Raw genomic sequence first — 14,701 nt, forward strand, 5'->3', positions numbered from 1 at the left:
ATTCGCCCGGCTCACCGCACGAGCGGTGTCCGGCGGCGTACGGGTTCCACACCCGCCACCTCGCGGTACACGTCCGCCACCGCACCCGCGGCGTGCCGTACGTCGTGGGCGGACAGCACGTGCTGATGGCCCTGCCGGCCCAGGGTGGCCCGCAGTGGCGCGTTGAGCAGCAGGTCGGCGACGGCCGTGGCCAGGGCGTACGGATCCCTGGACGGCGTCAGACAGAACAGGGCGTGCCCCGGGGGCAGACTCTCGCGGGCCCCGCCGACATCCGTGACGACGACGGGCCGGCCGCAGGCCATGGCCTCCAGCGGTGGCAGCGCCATCCCCTCCCACCGGGACGGCAGGACGACGAGATCGGCCGCCCGGTACCAGGACGCCACGTCCGGCGCCGCTCCGGCGAACCGTACGGACGCGGGCGCGTTCGCGCGCAGCTCCTCGGCGTCCGGGCCGTCGCCGACCAGGACGAGACAGGCGTTGGGAAGCCTGCGCAGCACGTGCTCCCATGCCGCGAGGAGCATGTCCTGGCCCTTCTGCCGGCACAGCCGTCCCACGCACACCACGAGCGGGGCGGACTCGGGCAGGTCCGCGACGAGCGGCGGCAGGGCCCGCGGCCGGTCCTCCACGGCGGGCCGGAACCGCCTGGTGTCCACCCCGTTGGGAATGACGGTCCACCGGGCGTCGATGCCCGCCCGCTCACCGGTCCGCTGCTCCGCCTCGCTGACGCAGACGACCTGGTCGGCCCAGCGCGCCCCGTAGCGCTCCCAGCGGCGCGCGAGCCGGGCCGTGACACCGCCGCCTGCCTCGAAGGACCAGGTGTGCGGCTGGAACACGGTGGGGATCCGGCCGCGCAGGGCGAAGCGCGCGGCCAGCCCGGCCCTGACGCCGTGGGCGTGCACCACCTGCGGGTGCACCCGCTCCAGTACCCCGGCGAGCTGCCGGATCTCCAGGGGCAGCAGTGGGCCGGGCACACGCCGGGCCCGCCACGGGTGGACGTCGGCCCCGAGCGCCCGTACCGCGTCCGCGAGCGCGCCCGAGGCCGGGCAGGCGACGGCGGCGGGGAGACCGGCGCCGAGCTGATCGGCCACCAGATCCGTGACGACCCGGGCGACTCCGCCGTCGACGGGCTGCACGACGTGGAGCACCGCCGGACGAAGGCCGCACCTAGGGGACTGCGCCGGCACGCAGGGACCTCCGCTCCTGTACTGGTCGCTGCTGAATTCATATCCAACGGTATTCACACGAACATGCCGGCGGGCGGCGGGAATGCCGTGTGCGACGCCGTGCATGAAATGTCGTATGACCGGTTCTCCGTATTCCGGAGAAAGCCTTCCGTGCGTGCTCTCGCCCCGTACACCCGGGGCGAGAGACGACTCTAACGCCTTTTTCTCCCGGATTTGCGCAGGGTGGTCCGGCCGGGGTTCGTCCATTCGGCGGTCGTCCGTGTCCGGAGTCCGCATTGGCTCGTTGATGGTTGTGCCTCATCGGTAACCGGGAAGGAAGAAATGATGAAGCGAATTGCCAAGTCGGTTGCGCTCGCGGGCTCGGGTGCTGCCCTGATCATGGGCGGCGCGGGCATGGCCGTCGCCGACGCCGGGAGCACCGGTAGCGCGGCGAACTCGCCGGGCGTCCTGTCGGGCAACGTCGTCCAGGTCCCGGTCCACGTGCCGGTGAACGTCTGCGGTAACACCGCCAACGTCATCGGTGCACTGAACCCCGCCTTCGGCAACGGCTGCGCCAACAACTGACACACCAGCGCCAGGCGCCCGGCGGCACACCGCCACCGCGCGCCGCGCGCATATCGGCTGACCGGTGTTCACTCTTTCGGCCGCACAACCTGACAGTCCCCGCCGCCGTTGACACAGATACCGGGCAGTCACGCACGGCAATGAACATTTGATCAAGGAGTGCTTCTCCATGTCGCGTACCGCGAAGGCTTTCGTTCTGTCCACCCTCGCCGCCGCCGCTGTCGTGGGCTCCGCCGGTCTGGCCACCGCCGACGCCGGTGCGGAAGGCGCCGCTGCGAACTCGCCGGGCGTCCTGTCGGGCAACGTCGGCCAGGCCCCGGTCCACGTGCCAGTGAACGTCTGCGGCAACACCGTCGACGTCATCGGCCTGCTGAACCCGGCTTTCGGCAACACCTGCGTGAACGACTGACGATCCGTCGAGGCGTTCCACGCGGCCGCCCTCCCCCCTGCCACGGCAGGGGAGGGCGGCCTGTTCGTGTTCCGGTGCCGTGGCGGCGGGATCTCATACGAGAATCCGGCCGGGCCGGTTCTTTCGGGTGGGGTTACGAGAATTCGCGGACTTCGGAGTTTCTGACGCGCCCAGGGGTCGTTACACAAGGCATAGCAGCAGGCGGACGGCACCGCAGACCTGCGGTCGCAGTACGCCCGAACGGTACGCAATATGCCTGACCCGTACGAAACTTGCGCACGCGACACGCGGCGCCGAAGGAGAGATTCACTGATGAAGCCCATGAAGGTCGCAGCGGTCGTGGCCGGTTCTCTGGCGGTCGCGGGTGCCTCCGCCCCGGCTTTCGCCGCTTCCGGCTTCACGACGCCGACCAGCCTCAACGGGGCGGTCACGACCGTCGCCGAGCAGACCACGGCCGCCGCGGCGCCGATCGCGAGCAAGACGCTGGACACCGAGCAGCAGGGTTCGCTGCTCAACAGCGTCAAGGGCGCGACCGGCGAGCTGGGCAAGGCCAAGGGCGGCGTACCGGCCGGGCTCCTCGGCGGCCTTCCCCTGGGCTCCTGAGCGACGCCCCTGCCGGTGCTCCTGTCGGTGTTCCTGGGCGGCGCTCGTGCTCGGCGCCCAGGAACGGCGGCCGTCCGGCGGCCCGCCGTGCCGGACCGTACACGCGAGCGAGCGCGACACCTTAGGGGTAATCGGCGGCGGAGCTCCCCCGGGCAGGTGACACGGACGCCCGGAGGATCCCGGTACGTCGCTAAGGTCCCCCGGGTGACCACAACCTCCGGCGCTGTACGCGCCTACCACCCGGCCCAGTTGGGCACCCTCGCCGTCATCGCCTGGAGCGGCGAACACCCGGACGACGAGCGTGACATGCCCTTCCTGCTGGCCTACTCCCTCGGGGACGGCTCCGGCGGACCAGAGGCCGTGGAGCCGGCCGCCAGGCAGCTGCTCGGCCAGGCCGGACTGCGCGTCGGTACCGAGTACGTGGACGCCGTCCGGGCGGACGCCCTGCCCATCACCCTCCTCGTCGAGGCCGGGCAAGCGGTGCTGACGATGCCTCACCTGAGCGCCCAGTGCACGGTGCCGCCGGAGTGGCTGACCGCGGTCGGGGAGCGGGGGCACGTCTACTTCCTCTTCGCCACCCGCCCCTGGCCGCAGGCGACGCCCGGGGTGCCGGTCACGGACGAGATGCTGCGGGACTTCGTGGGCGACGAGGAGATGCTGTCGACGGCGGCGCACTGTCTGCTGCCGGTGCGTCAGCTGCGGTGAGGGGCCGGAGCCGTCGCCGAGGGCTCCGTACGGCGGCCCGGCACGGCAAAGGGCCCGGCGGGCGGCTGGTGAACCGCCTGCCGGGCCATGGGTATGCCTGACGGATCAGAGGCGAATCTGCTGGGGCTCGCTCGCCGGGCAGGCGGCCGCGGGACGTACGGCCGGCCTGGGGCCCCCGGCGAGCCGGCGTCTTATGTGGCGAAGCGTCAGCTTCATGATCGAGCTCCTCGGCATAGAGGCAGGGACACCCGCGACGCTAATCCGAATCTGACGATCCGTCGCGTCGGGAGAGGCCGTGATTACTGCGTGCGCGCATCGGCCCAGGTGACACCCGGAGAGGACAGAGGTATGGGGACACACGGCAGGACACCCGCCAGGACGCTCGTCAGGCCACCTGTGAGGACACCCGGCGGGGCACGGGTCCCGCGCCCCGCGAAGGCGCCGGACGACGCACCGTCAGATTCGGCCGGCGCCCGTCCCGGTCTCGCCTGGCTGATGGTCGTCACGGGCGCGGCGGGACTGCTCGCCTCGTGGGTCATCACGATCGACAAGTTCGCGCTGCTCGAGGACCCGGACTTCACGCCGGGGTGCAGCCTCAATCCCGTGGTCTCCTGCGGCAGCGTCATGAAGAGCGAGCAGGCCGCGGTCTTCGGCTTCCCCAACCCGATGCTGGGCCTCGTCTCGTACGCCGTCGTCGTCGCCGTCGGCGCGGGCCTGCTGGCGGGCGCACGCTACGGCCGTCTGTTCTGGCTCGGCCTCAACGCGGGCGCCCTCTTCGGCGTCGGCTTCTGCACCTGGCTCCAGTTCCAGTCGCTGTACCGCATCAACGCCCTGTGCCTGTGGTGCTCGCTGGCGTGGGTCGCCACGGTCTTCCTCTTCTGCCACGTCACGCGGCACACCGTCGAGCACCGGTTCCTCCCGGCGCCGGAAGGGCTGCGCCGCGGCCTGCGTGAGTTCGGCTGGGTGGCGCCGGTGGTGTGGACGGGGGCGATCGGGATGCTGGTGCTGACGCGCTGGTGGGATTTCTGGACGAGCTGAGCCGGTGTCAGACCCGGCGGGGGGAGGGCACCACCCCGGGCCACCGCCCTGGAGCGATGGCCCGGGGTCCTCGTGCGCTCACGTCCAGGCGGCGGCGGAGAACAGCCCGCCCAGGCCGAAGGCCCCCGAGTCGGTGTAGTCGGACGACGCCTCGTTGCGCCGGTGGCGGCCCGAGTACTCCCTGGAAGCGCTGGAGTAGTCCATCGACGTCACCTGGTTGGTCGTCTTCACGAGATGGCCCTCGGCGGCGAGGATCTGCACGCGCTGGAGCACCGTCCCCAGTTCGAGGCCCAGTTCGTTCGCGACGACCTGCAGATCCAGACCGGAGTGCCAGCTCCACACCAGCACCGAGTCCATCGACGGCGACCAGACGGGCACGGTGGTCTGCGCGGGCTCGGTCCACGTCTGCTCCTCGGCGCCCGCGGTCGGCCAGCTGCTGACCACCTGGGGCTGCTGTGCCGGGTGCGGGGCGGACGCGGCCGCGGTCTGGGCGGTCTCCGCTCGGGGGTAGGACGCGTGGGGCTCCGTGACCGGCTGCCCCGCACCGCCGTGCGCGGCGCCGTGCGCGGTCTCGCTGCCCGGCTCGCCGGACTGCTCGGAGGCGCGCGTCAGGAGGTTGGCCGCCACTGTCCGGGCGCCTTCGCGACCGACGGTCCTGCGAGCGATCCTGACCTCGCGCTCCTGGAGGCCCATCATGCCGGCGACGGTGCCATCGTCCCCCACGACCACGGCGAAGGCGGCAAGCATGCGCGAACGATCGGCCTGCGCCTCGTCCAACGCGCTCTGCGCCAGGCGCACCCGGTCATCGCTGGCACAGAAGGCCTTCGCCAGCACAGTATTTCTTTCCCACAACTCACGCGGTTCCACATACGCACAAACGCCCCTTGTACCCAGGGGACTCGCGATCGCACCAGAATTCACACGATGAGCTCCAATGGCTCAAGTTTTTCCGATTCCCGATCGCGGCAACGCCAAAGCCTTCTGTCATTCGAAGTGTGATGCATTCAATTGCATGTACCGTTCGTCCTACGAAACCACTTGAGTTTCATGGGACGATGTTCCCGTCGTCGGATCACCGGGGCCGCGGGACGCGTCCTACGGCATCCGGATCCGCCTTCGGCACGCCGGACGGCGCCACCGGATCCCGTTCGAGCCGCAGCATCCGCAGTGTCCGCTGGGTCTCCTCCTCGAACGCCCAGCTGGAGGCGAGTCTGTCCCACTCCAGGTCGCGGCTGCCCGGCAGCATGGCCCCGCGCGCCCGCCACTCGGCGATCAGCTGCACGTACAGCGGTGTCTGCGCCGCCTGGCCCTGGCCGTAGGGGCGCGGCGGGGTACTCGAAGAATTCATCACCGGCAAAACGATTTCCCCTGGCGCCGGACACGCCCGGAGCGGCGCGTTCCTTCGCGCGTCACCCGTATGGCTCGAACTCCGGGTGCAGTTCACGGCACTTATGCGGTAGGTGTGGTGGTCGATTTGGACCGCACCGCGGCGCACCGCGGCCGGTCGCTGAGAAGGGGTGCAGCAATATGTATGTCGATGAATTGGTCAAGACGCATCCGCGCCGGGCGGACGGCCTGTGCGGTGGTACCGCGCAGTGGAGCGAGCCGGTTGCCATTTCGCACTGCCAGACCATCGAGCGCACGCTGGTCATCGCTCTGCGGGGGGTGATCGACGAAACGAGCGTCTATCCCGTCCGGCTGATGCTTGCCGTCGCCGTGAAATCCGGTTACGTCGGCCTGGTCGTGGATTGTGCAGAAGTGACGGACTGCGGAAAAGAGCTTCTCGATCTTCTTCTTTCCTGGAAGCGCAACGGCAGAAATCTTGTCCTTGTTTCCCCTTCGTCTTCCGTTCGCCGGCAGATTGCCGCGGAGATCGCCATGCACCTATTCCTTTGCGCGCTCTCGGTCCGGCACGCGATGGATCTGGTGGAGAGGTGAGGTCCGGTTCCGGCGTATCCGCCAACTGGCAGGCTATGGTGCTGCCATGCGCGGAATTCTGCTGGCCGGCGGAACCGGATCGCGGCTGTGGCCGCTGACCCGTTCGGTGTCCAAGCAACTGCTGCCGGTCTTCGACAAACCAATGGTCTACTACCCGCTTTCCACACTGGTGATGGCCGGGGCAAGAGAGATCCTGATCATCACCACCCCCGAGGATCAAAACCAGTTCCGCCGGCTGCTCGGTGACGGAGGACAACTGGGCCTTCGGCTGGAATACGTGGCACAGGAGCGGCCGGAAGGCATTGCCCAGGCATTCCTGCTGGGCGCCGACTTCATCGGGGGCGAATCGGTCGCCCTGATCCTGGGCGACAACATCTTCCACGGCAGCGGCCTCGGCACCCGGCTCGCCCACCACGGCGACATGAAGGGCGGCAGGGTCTTCGCGTACCAGGTCGCGAACCCCTCGGCCTACGGAGTGGTGGAGTTCGACGAGCTGGGCCGGGCGCTGTCCATCGAGGAGAAGCCGGCCCGGCCGAGGTCCCGGTACGCCGTGCCCGGGCTGTACTTCTACGACGATCAGGTCGTGGACATCGCCCGGCGGCTGCGGCCCAGCGCCCGCGGCGAATTGGAGATCACCGATCTCAACCGTGTCTATCTGGAGTCCGGTGACCTCCATGTCACCCGGCTCGACCGGGGCACGGCGTGGCTGGACACCGGCACGTTCGCCTCCATGGTGCAGGCGTCGGAGTTCGTCCGCGTCATCGAGGAGCGCCAGGGCTTCAAGATCGGGTGCGTCGAGGAAGCGGTCTGGCGGGCCGGCCTGATCGACGACGACCGGCTGCGCGAACTGGCCCAGCCCCTGCTCAAGAGCGGCTACGGCCACTATCTGCTGAGCCTGCCCGACGACTCCCGGTACGCCGTCATGCCCCAGAGGGGCAGCGGAGCACGCCGGGAAGAACTGCAGCGGACGGGATCCGGCGCATGAGGCCGCTGGGTATCGAAGGCGCCTGGGTCAGCGAACCCCCCGTGTTCGCCGACGACAGGGGCCGCTTCCACGAGTGGTTCAGGAGCGAGGCGTTCCGCGATGCCACGGGCCACGGCCTCCGTCTCGAACAGGCCAACTGCTCCCGCTCCGTGAGGGGAGCGCTGCGCGGCATCCACTTCGCTTCGGTCCCGCCCGGCCAGGCCAAGTACGTCACCTGCGTCGGCGGCGCCGTCCTGGACGTGATCGTCGACATCCGCACCGGCTCTCCTACCTTCGGCAGCTGGGAGGCGGTGCGGCTCGACGACCGGACGCACCGGAGCGTCTACCTCTCGGAAGGACTTGGCCACGCCTTCATGGCGCTGGACGACCACAGCACCGTGGTCTATCTCTGCTCGTCGGGATATGCGCCGCAGCGCGAATTCGGGATCGATCCGCTCGATCCGGCGCTGGCGATCTCCTGGCCGGAGGGTCTCGTGCCCGAACTCTCCGAGAAGGACGCAGCGGCACCCACACTGGAAGAGGCCGAGAGCCTGGGCCTGCTGCCGTCCTACCAGGATTGCCGTGCGTATCGCCGCAGTCTGCGAAGCGGCGCCTTGATCGCGCAATCGGGTGCCATTGACGTGAATGGAAATGCGGACGCAAACGAGACTTCACGGCCGCTCGGGTGATCTCCGGGTGCGACACGGCACATCTCGTAATCATTCAATTGCCGAGAGTGAAGACTGCTGATGTCCGTGGCCGCTGGGCAACGCGACGCGCATGCGAATCACGCGCACATACCGGGTGCGCACGCTTGCGGTGTGGTCACTCCAAGTTCCGTGAGGAAGGTTCTCTGGTGAGCCGTAAAACGATCCGAACTTCCCGCATGAAAACCGCAACGCTGGTTTCTGCGGGAGCACTTGCCGCGGTGCTCAACGTGGTACCGGCCACGGCGGCCATCGCCGACGCGGTCCACAGGGCCGGCCCCACCTACAGCGAGGGCGTGCCGGGCCCGAACGGCGCCCTGAGCGCCGACGGTGACCGCGACAAGGACCGCGACCGTGGTCCTCAGGGCAGGCCGGGCGCCCAGGGCCCGCAGGGTGTGCCGGGAGCCACCGGCCCGCAGGGTGTCCCGGGTGTCGACGGCATCGACGGCGCCCAGGGCCCGCAGGGTGTCCCGGGTGACCCCGGTGGCCCGCAGGGTCCGCAGGGTCCGCAGGGTGTGCCGGGCACTGACGGCGCCGATGGTGCGCAGGGTCCGCAGGGTGCCCAGGGCGCCGACGGTGCCGATGGCGTCGACGGTGCCCAGGGTGCGCAGGGCGCACAGGGTACCCAGGGGCCGGCCGGTGCCGATGGCACCGACGGTGCTCAGGGCGCTCAGGGCGCTCAGGGCACGCAGGGCGCGACGGGCCCGCAGGGTGTGCAGGGCGAGAGCGGGCTCGACACCTCTGTGGAGTTCACGACGGTGCCAGTCGGCCTCCTGGACACCTCGGTAACCGCGACCGTCGAGTGCGAGGGCAACGACGTCGCCATCGGCGGTGGGTTCAGCTCCGACTTCACCCCCCTCGGCGTCGCCGTCAACGTCCAGGAGAACGCTCCGGTGTTCACCGGCGATGGGCCGGCCACGGGGTGGCAGGCCACCGCCTCCTTCGCGGCGGGTGTCCAGGGCAACTTCACCGCTTACGCGATCTGCCACGACGAGCCGTAAACGTGTGAGCGGCGGTGCGGTACCGGCCGCCGGCTTCATGCGGGCAACGATTGACGGTGTCCCGGGGCTTCGGCTTCGGGGCACCGTCGGCGTTTTCCCGTGACATCGGGAAACGGCAGAAGACGACAGAGAATTCGGAGAACCATGCGCATCCTTGTGACCGGCGGCGCCGGCTTCATCGGTTCGGAGTACGTCCGCCGGCGGCTGCACGCGGACCCGGCGGCACGGATCACGGTCCTCGACACACTCACCTATTCGGGTGTCGAGGCCAATCTCGCCCCCGTGGCCGGACACCCTGGCTACACCTTCGTCCGGGGCGACATCTGCGACCCGGACGCGGTCGGGCAGGTGATGGCGGGCCATGACGCGGTGGTGCACTTCGCGGCCGAGTCGCACGTGGACCGCTCCATCGAGGGGGCCGGACCCTTCGTCCGCACCAATGTGCTCGGCACCCAGGTGCTGCTGGACGCCGCGGTGCGCCACGGCGTCGGCCGTTTCCTCCATGTCTCCACCGACGAGGTGTACGGGTCGATCAGCGAGGGCTCGTGGACCGAGGAGTGGCCACTGGCGCCGAACTCCCCGTACGCGGCCTCGAAGGCCGGCGCCGACCTGCTGGCGCTCGCGTACCACCGCACCCACGGCCTGGACGTCGTGGTCACCCGCTGCACCAACAACTACGGGCCGTACCAGTTCCCGGAGAAGGTCGTCCCGCTGTTCATCACCAACCTGATCGACGGCAGGACGGTGCCCCTCTACGGGGACGGCCGCAACATCCGCGACTGGCTGCATGTGTCCGACCACTGCCGGGCCATCGACCTCGTCCTGAACGGCGGCAGGGCGGGGGAGGTCTACAACGTCGGCGGCGGGACCGAGGTGAGCAACCACAAGCTCACCGGTCTGCTGCTGGACGCCGTCGGCGCGGGCTGGGACCGGGTCGCCTACGTCGCCGACCGCAAGGGCCACGACCTGCGCTACTCACTCGACGACAGCAAGATCCGCGAGCATCTCGGCTACGCCCCGCAGGTGTCCTTCACCGACGGGCTGGCGGCCACCGTCGCCTGGTACCGCGAGCAGCGCTCCTGGTGGGAGCCGCTCAGGGCGCGGGCGGCGCTGTGATGGGCACACGCTGGCTGGTGACCGGCGCGGGCGGGATGCTCGGCCGGGACGTCCTGGCCGAGCTCGGCGCGGGCCCGGACGACACGGTGACGGGGCTGGGCCGGGACGGGCTCGACATCACCGACCCCCCGGCCGTGCACGCGGCCGTCGCGGGCCACCACCTGGTCGTCAACTGCGCCGCCTGGACGGACGTCGACGGCGCCGAGCGGGCCGAGACGGCGGCCACCGCCGTGAACGGCACCGGTGTACGCAACCTCGCGCGCGCCTGCGCCGGCAGCGGGGCCCTCCTGCTGCATGTCTCCACCGACTACGTGCTGCCCGGCGACGCCCGGCAGCCGTACGCAGAGTCCGCGCCGACCGGCCCCGTCAACGCGTACGGACGGGGCAAGCTGGAGGGCGAGCGTGCCGTGGCCGAGCTGCTGCCCCGCACCGGCTACACCGTGCGCACCGCCTGGCTCTACGGCGCGCACGGCCGGAACTTCGTGACGACCATGCTCGATCTGGCGACGCGGCGCGAGACCCTGGACGTGGTCGCCGACCAGCACGGCCAGCCCACCTGGTCCCGCGCGCTCGCCCGGCAGCTGGCCGCTCTCGGCCGCGCCGCACTGGCCGGCCGGGCGCCGGCGGGCGTCTACCACGGCACCGCGGCGGGCCGGACCACCTGGTACGGCCTGGCACGGGAGACCTTCCGGCTGTGCGGTCTCGATCCCGAGCGGATCCGCCCGGTCGGCACGGGGAAGTTCCCGCGCCCCGCCGCCCGCCCGGAGTTCGGCGTCCTCGCGCACGGCGGCTGGACGGGGACCGGGGTCGCTCCCCTGCCGGGGTGGGAGGAGCAGCTGACCGAGGCCCTGGACTCGCCGGAGTTCGAGGCCCGGGCCGCCGCCGCGCGGGCGGCCCGCTGACAGCCCGGCCCCGGCCCCGGACGCGCGAGGCGCCCGGCGGGAGCTCTCGCCCCGCCGGGCGCCTCGCGTATCGGACGATCCAGGAAGATGCGACCTAGACCTTCAGCGCGCCGCCGCACCGTGCGGCGCCCTCCTTCATGGCGATGAGGTTCGCCACCACGTAGGAGATGTTGTTCTTGGAGTGCCAGTCGGTCGGGAAGTAGGTGACCAGCCGGGAGTTCTGGAACCTGGCCTCGATCTCGGGCACGAACGTGCGGTACTGGTTGTCCGTGTAGTACCAGAACGAGTTCTCGTTGTAGAAGGCGACGTGCGTCGGGTCCTGGTACGCGCCGCGGCCGTCGGCGCTGGGGGTCATCGTGAGGAGCATGCCGCCGGGTGCCAGCAGCCGGTACAGCTCGTTGATGAGCGGCACCTTCGAGGGCACGTGCTCCAGGAAGTCGACCGCCCGCATCAGACCCACCGAGTTGTCGGGCAGGTCCAGCGGGTCCGGCAGTGTGGCGACGATGTCGACGCCCTCGCCCGGGTACTGGTCCACGCCCAGGTAGCCCGGGGGCTTGCGGTGGGCCGCGCCGAGGTCGAGCGCGAGCAGCCCGCGGCGCTGGGTCCAGGCGAGGGCGTTGGCCTCGATGTACTTGTCGTACAGGGCGACCGTCTCGCGCTGGATGTGCGCGTTGATCTGCGGATCGCGCTGGGTGTTCGCGGCGTGGATCCGCTGGAGGTACAGGCAGCGGGGGATGTGGTGGAAGTCGCCGGCCTGGAAGAGCCGGCACATCAGGTCCTGGTCGTCCAGGACCGTACGCGTGGCGTCGTAGCCGCCCACCTTCTCGTAGACGTCCCTGCGGAACGCCCGCACGTGGTTGGGCGCGTACCAGATGTACGAGACGTTGTGCGGCGTCGGCTCCATCGACATGGCCTGGAGCAGCCGGTGGCCGTCGACGTCCACGTCCTCGTACTGCCAGCCGTGCGCCTCGTTGAAGCGGGTCTCGTCGCGCTCGCCGTCCTCGGTGATCTGCGCGGTGTTGCTGTAGACGAAGACGGCCTCGGGGTTCTCGTCGAACGCCGTGGCGAGTTCCGCCAGGCAGGACCTCGCGAGGAGGTCGTCGTGGTCGAGTTCCACGAGGATCTCACCGCGGGCCAGTTCGCAGGCCCGGCGCTTGGCCGCCCCGACGCCGCGGAGTTCGTCGCCGATCTCCACACGGACGCGCTCGTCGGGCTGCTCGGGCCGCCACCTGGCGCCGTTGTTGAGCAGGACGATCCACTCCCAGTCCGAACAGGTCTGCGCCTGAAGGGTCGCCAGGCACTCGTCGAGGAAACGGGGCCGGTGGCTGGGCGTGAAGACGGAGAACCTCGGTGTCGCAGTCGACGTCATCTGTTGGCACCTGCTTCGCTCGATGTCGGTGAGGGGCTTGCGGAGTCCTTGAACGGCTCCGGTACGAAGGGGTGCAGCGCGGGGTCGGCCGCCACGGCGCGACGGAACGCGTTCCTGGCCTCGTCGTCGCGGTCCTTCTTCGCCAGCACCTGTCCGAGGTGCAGATAGGCCGTGGAAGCCTTCGGGTCGGCGGCGACGGCGCGCTTCAGGAGCGTGATGGCGCGGTCGGGCTCGCTCGACTCGACCAGCACCGCCTCGTTGAAGAGGGCGGGAGTGAACTTCGGGTCGGTCTTCAGCGCCTTCTCGTAGGCGGCGCGGGCTTCGGTCTTCCTGCCGTCCCGCTGCGCGATGACGCCCAGGTTGTACCAGGCGAGCTTGTTGCCCGGATCCAGCTCCACCACGTCCCTGAAGGTGCCGGCGGCCCCGGTGTAGTCCTGGTACTTCGCCTGGAGGAGACCGGCGTGGAGAAGCGAGTTCGCCTTCACGATCCGCCGGGACTCCGGTGTGCCGCTCTCGGCGTCGGACGTTCCGTCCGGCCGGTCGAGCGCCGCCCAGGTGACCACTCCGGCGGCAACGGCCGCCGTCGCGACGAGCCCTGTCCACAATCGCCCACGTTTCACTTGGTCACATCCCGAGTTCGAACCGCCCTCAATGTCGCCAAAGTTACGAGGTGGCTGTTATGACATCCCACGCCCTGAGGGGCTTTGGGCGTACAGACCACCCGAACGTACGCATTCCGGAGGGCCGGCCGGCCAGTCGATGTTCCGTGAATCCGCTTTTACGGAGCGGTTGTTCAGTATTTCGTCGGCTAATAGACCGGCGCGGGGACGGCTGTCGCGCCGTGCTCCGGCCTACGGCTCCCGAGGGGTCAGATGGACGGTGAACCAGTCGCGGGCGAGGTCCGCGACCTCGTCCAGTGCGCCCGGCTCCTCGAAGAGGTGGGTCGCGCCGGGGACGACCTCCAGCCGGCACTCGCAGCGCAGCGCGGACCGGGCCTGACGGTTGAGGTCGAGGACGGTCGTGTCCCGGCCGCCGACGATCAGCAGCGTCGGGGCGCGCACCCCCGGCAGCCGGGAGCCGGCCAGGTCGGGGCGGCCGCCGCGGGAGACGACGGCACCGACCTCGGGGCCCGCGCCCGACGCCGCCCAGAGCGCGGCGGCGGCGCCGGTGGACGCACCGAAGTACCCGATCGGGACGGACACCCGGGTGCGCAGCCACTGGGTGGCGCCCGCGAGCCTGCGGGCGAGGATCTCGATGTCGAAGACGTTCGCCCGGTCGCCGGCCTCCGCCTCGGTGAGCAGGTCGAAGAGGAGGGTGCCGAGGCCCGCCTCGTTCAGGGCGGTCGCGACCGCGCGGTTGCGGGGGCTGTGGCGGCTGCTGCCGGAGCCGTGGGCGAACATCACGACCGCACCGGCGCCGTCCGGCACGGTCAGTTCACCAGCCAGCCGCACACCGCCCGCGTCGATCTCCGCCTCCTCGGGCTTCACCGGTGCAGGCTCCTCCGAGGCTGCCCGCTCCAGCAGGGCGACGACCTCGTCGTCCGGGGTCTGCGAGAAGTCCCTGTACCACTCCCCGACCGCCGAGAACGCGCGCGGCGTCGACAGACACACCACCTCGTCCGCCTCCGTGCGCAGCCACGCCACCGCGTCCGGCGGCGCCACCGGCACGGCCAGCACCACCCGGGCCGCGCCCTGGGCCCGTACGACCTCGCAGGCCGCGGCGGCGGTGGCGCCGGTGGCGACCCCGTCGTCCACGACGATCACGGTCCGCCCGGCGATGCCGACCCGCTCCCGGCCGGCCCTGAACCGCTCGGCCTGGCGCGCGAGTTCGGCATGCTCGGCCTGTTCCACGGACTCGACGTCCTTGCGGGAGACATGCCCGCGGCGCACGATGTCGTCGCTGATGATCCGTACCCCGCCCTCGCCGATCGCCCCGAAGCCGAGCTCGCGGTGGTACGGCACGCCCAGTTTCCGCACGACGATCACGTCCAGCGGGGCGCCGAGCGCCCGCGCCACCTGGAACGCCACCGGGACACCGCCCCGCGGCAGCCCCAGCACGACGGGATCGGCCGCCCGCAACGGGCCCAGCGCCTCGGCGAGGCGCTGTCCCGCGTCCACACGGTCGTTGAACAGCACAACGGCTCACCCCCTACAGGGGCTCTCCTTCGAACCAACCCCATGCCGCGCGGCTGCGCAACTCGG

At 70.5% G+C, this 14,701-nt stretch carries 17 protein-coding genes; 11 read left to right on the forward strand and 6 right to left on the reverse strand.

Going from position 1 to position 14,701, the window contains the following annotated elements; genetic code table 11:
• Positions 1-11: 11 nt before the first annotated feature.
• Positions 12-1,145, reverse strand: coding sequence for a glycosyltransferase family 4 protein (locus tag KK483_RS18570; RefSeq protein ID WP_262006331.1), 1,134 nt, complete (start codon positions 1,143-1,145; stop codon positions 12-14).
• A gap of 363 nt (positions 1,146-1,508) precedes the next feature.
• Between KK483_RS18570 and KK483_RS18575 the strand changes: the two genes are divergently transcribed.
• The 5 genes from KK483_RS18575 to KK483_RS18595 all read left to right on the forward strand — a co-directional run bounded on the left by KK483_RS18575 (position 1,509) and on the right by KK483_RS18595 (position 4,503).
• The gene (locus KK483_RS18575; RefSeq protein ID WP_262009589.1) at positions 1,509-1,748 is read left to right on the forward strand and encodes a chaplin; all 240 of its coding nucleotides are present in this window, start codon (positions 1,509-1,511) and stop codon (positions 1,746-1,748) included.
• A 169-nt stretch (positions 1,749-1,917) separates the two neighbouring features.
• Positions 1,918-2,157 carry a chaplin gene (locus tag KK483_RS18580; protein WP_262006332.1) on the forward strand — a complete coding sequence of 80 codons (240 nt, stop codon included), beginning with the start codon at positions 1,918-1,920 and terminating at the stop codon, positions 2,155-2,157.
• 312 nt (positions 2,158-2,469) lie between these two features.
• Positions 2,470-2,760: a hypothetical protein gene (locus KK483_RS18585; RefSeq protein ID WP_262006333.1), complete on the forward strand. Its 291-nt coding sequence runs from the start codon at positions 2,470-2,472 to the stop codon at positions 2,758-2,760.
• Between the two features lie 204 nt (positions 2,761-2,964).
• Positions 2,965-3,465: a DUF5949 family protein gene (locus tag KK483_RS18590; protein WP_262006334.1), complete on the forward strand. Its 501-nt coding sequence runs from the start codon at positions 2,965-2,967 to the stop codon at positions 3,463-3,465.
• Positions 3,466-3,813: 348 nt separating this feature from the next.
• Positions 3,814-4,503 (forward strand): vitamin K epoxide reductase family protein, encoded by a 690-nt coding sequence (locus KK483_RS18595; RefSeq protein WP_399014302.1) that lies wholly within the window; start codon positions 3,814-3,816, stop codon positions 4,501-4,503.
• A gap of 78 nt (positions 4,504-4,581) precedes the next feature.
• On the opposite strand, the gene KK483_RS18600 is transcribed toward KK483_RS18595, so the two are convergent.
• On the reverse strand, positions 4,582-5,250 hold the full coding sequence (locus KK483_RS18600) for a hypothetical protein (protein ID WP_262006336.1): 669 nt from the start codon (positions 5,248-5,250) through the stop codon (positions 4,582-4,584).
• A gap of 325 nt (positions 5,251-5,575) precedes the next feature.
• On the reverse strand, positions 5,576-5,851 hold the full coding sequence (locus tag KK483_RS18605; protein WP_262006337.1) for a hypothetical protein: 276 nt from the start codon (positions 5,849-5,851) through the stop codon (positions 5,576-5,578).
• 179 nt (positions 5,852-6,030) lie between these two features.
• Between KK483_RS18605 and KK483_RS18610 the strand changes: the two genes are divergently transcribed.
• From KK483_RS18610 to rfbD, 6 genes are all read left to right on the forward strand, one after another.
• Positions 6,031-6,441, forward strand: a complete 411-nt coding sequence (locus KK483_RS18610; protein WP_262006338.1) for an STAS domain-containing protein — start codon at positions 6,031-6,033, stop codon at positions 6,439-6,441.
• A gap of 46 nt (positions 6,442-6,487) precedes the next feature.
• Positions 6,488-7,426 (forward strand): glucose-1-phosphate thymidylyltransferase RfbA, encoded by a 939-nt coding sequence (gene rfbA, locus KK483_RS18615; protein ID WP_262006339.1) that lies wholly within the window; start codon positions 6,488-6,490, stop codon positions 7,424-7,426.
• The gene (locus tag KK483_RS18620) at positions 7,423-8,094 is read left to right on the forward strand and encodes a dTDP-4-dehydrorhamnose 3,5-epimerase family protein (RefSeq protein WP_262006340.1); all 672 of its coding nucleotides are present in this window, start codon (positions 7,423-7,425) and stop codon (positions 8,092-8,094) included. Before rfbA ends, KK483_RS18620 begins: the two co-directional genes overlap by 4 nt.
• Positions 8,095-8,333: 239 nt before the next feature.
• The gene (locus KK483_RS18625) at positions 8,334-9,113 is read left to right on the forward strand and encodes a hypothetical protein (protein ID WP_262006341.1); all 780 of its coding nucleotides are present in this window, start codon (positions 8,334-8,336) and stop codon (positions 9,111-9,113) included.
• Between the two features lie 144 nt (positions 9,114-9,257).
• Positions 9,258-10,229: a dTDP-glucose 4,6-dehydratase gene (rfbB, locus tag KK483_RS18630; RefSeq protein ID WP_262006342.1), complete on the forward strand. Its 972-nt coding sequence runs from the start codon at positions 9,258-9,260 to the stop codon at positions 10,227-10,229.
• Positions 10,229-11,131: a dTDP-4-dehydrorhamnose reductase gene (gene rfbD, locus KK483_RS18635; RefSeq protein ID WP_262006343.1), complete on the forward strand. Its 903-nt coding sequence runs from the start codon at positions 10,229-10,231 to the stop codon at positions 11,129-11,131. Before rfbB ends, rfbD begins: the two co-directional genes overlap by 1 nt.
• A 94-nt stretch (positions 11,132-11,225) precedes the next feature.
• Here the strand turns inward: rfbD and KK483_RS18640 are convergent, their stop codons facing one another.
• From KK483_RS18640 to KK483_RS18650, 3 genes are all read right to left on the reverse strand, one after another.
• The gene (locus tag KK483_RS18640) at positions 11,226-12,500 is read right to left on the reverse strand and encodes a glycosyltransferase (protein WP_262006344.1); all 1,275 of its coding nucleotides are present in this window, start codon (positions 12,498-12,500) and stop codon (positions 11,226-11,228) included.
• The gene (locus tag KK483_RS18645) at positions 12,497-13,120 is read right to left on the reverse strand and encodes a tetratricopeptide repeat protein (RefSeq protein ID WP_262006345.1); all 624 of its coding nucleotides are present in this window, start codon (positions 13,118-13,120) and stop codon (positions 12,497-12,499) included. Before KK483_RS18645 ends, KK483_RS18640 begins: the two co-directional genes overlap by 4 nt.
• A gap of 231 nt (positions 13,121-13,351) precedes the next feature.
• Complete coding sequence (locus KK483_RS18650) at positions 13,352-14,635, reverse strand: phosphoribosyltransferase family protein (RefSeq protein WP_262006346.1); 1,284 nt, start codon at positions 14,633-14,635, stop codon at positions 13,352-13,354.
• Between the last annotated feature and the right edge of the window lie 66 nt (positions 14,636-14,701).

Origin of the sequence: Streptomyces sp. FIT100 (assembly GCF_024584805.1) — a bacterium.
Classification (GTDB): Bacteria; Actinomycetota; Actinomycetes; order Streptomycetales; family Streptomycetaceae; genus Streptomyces.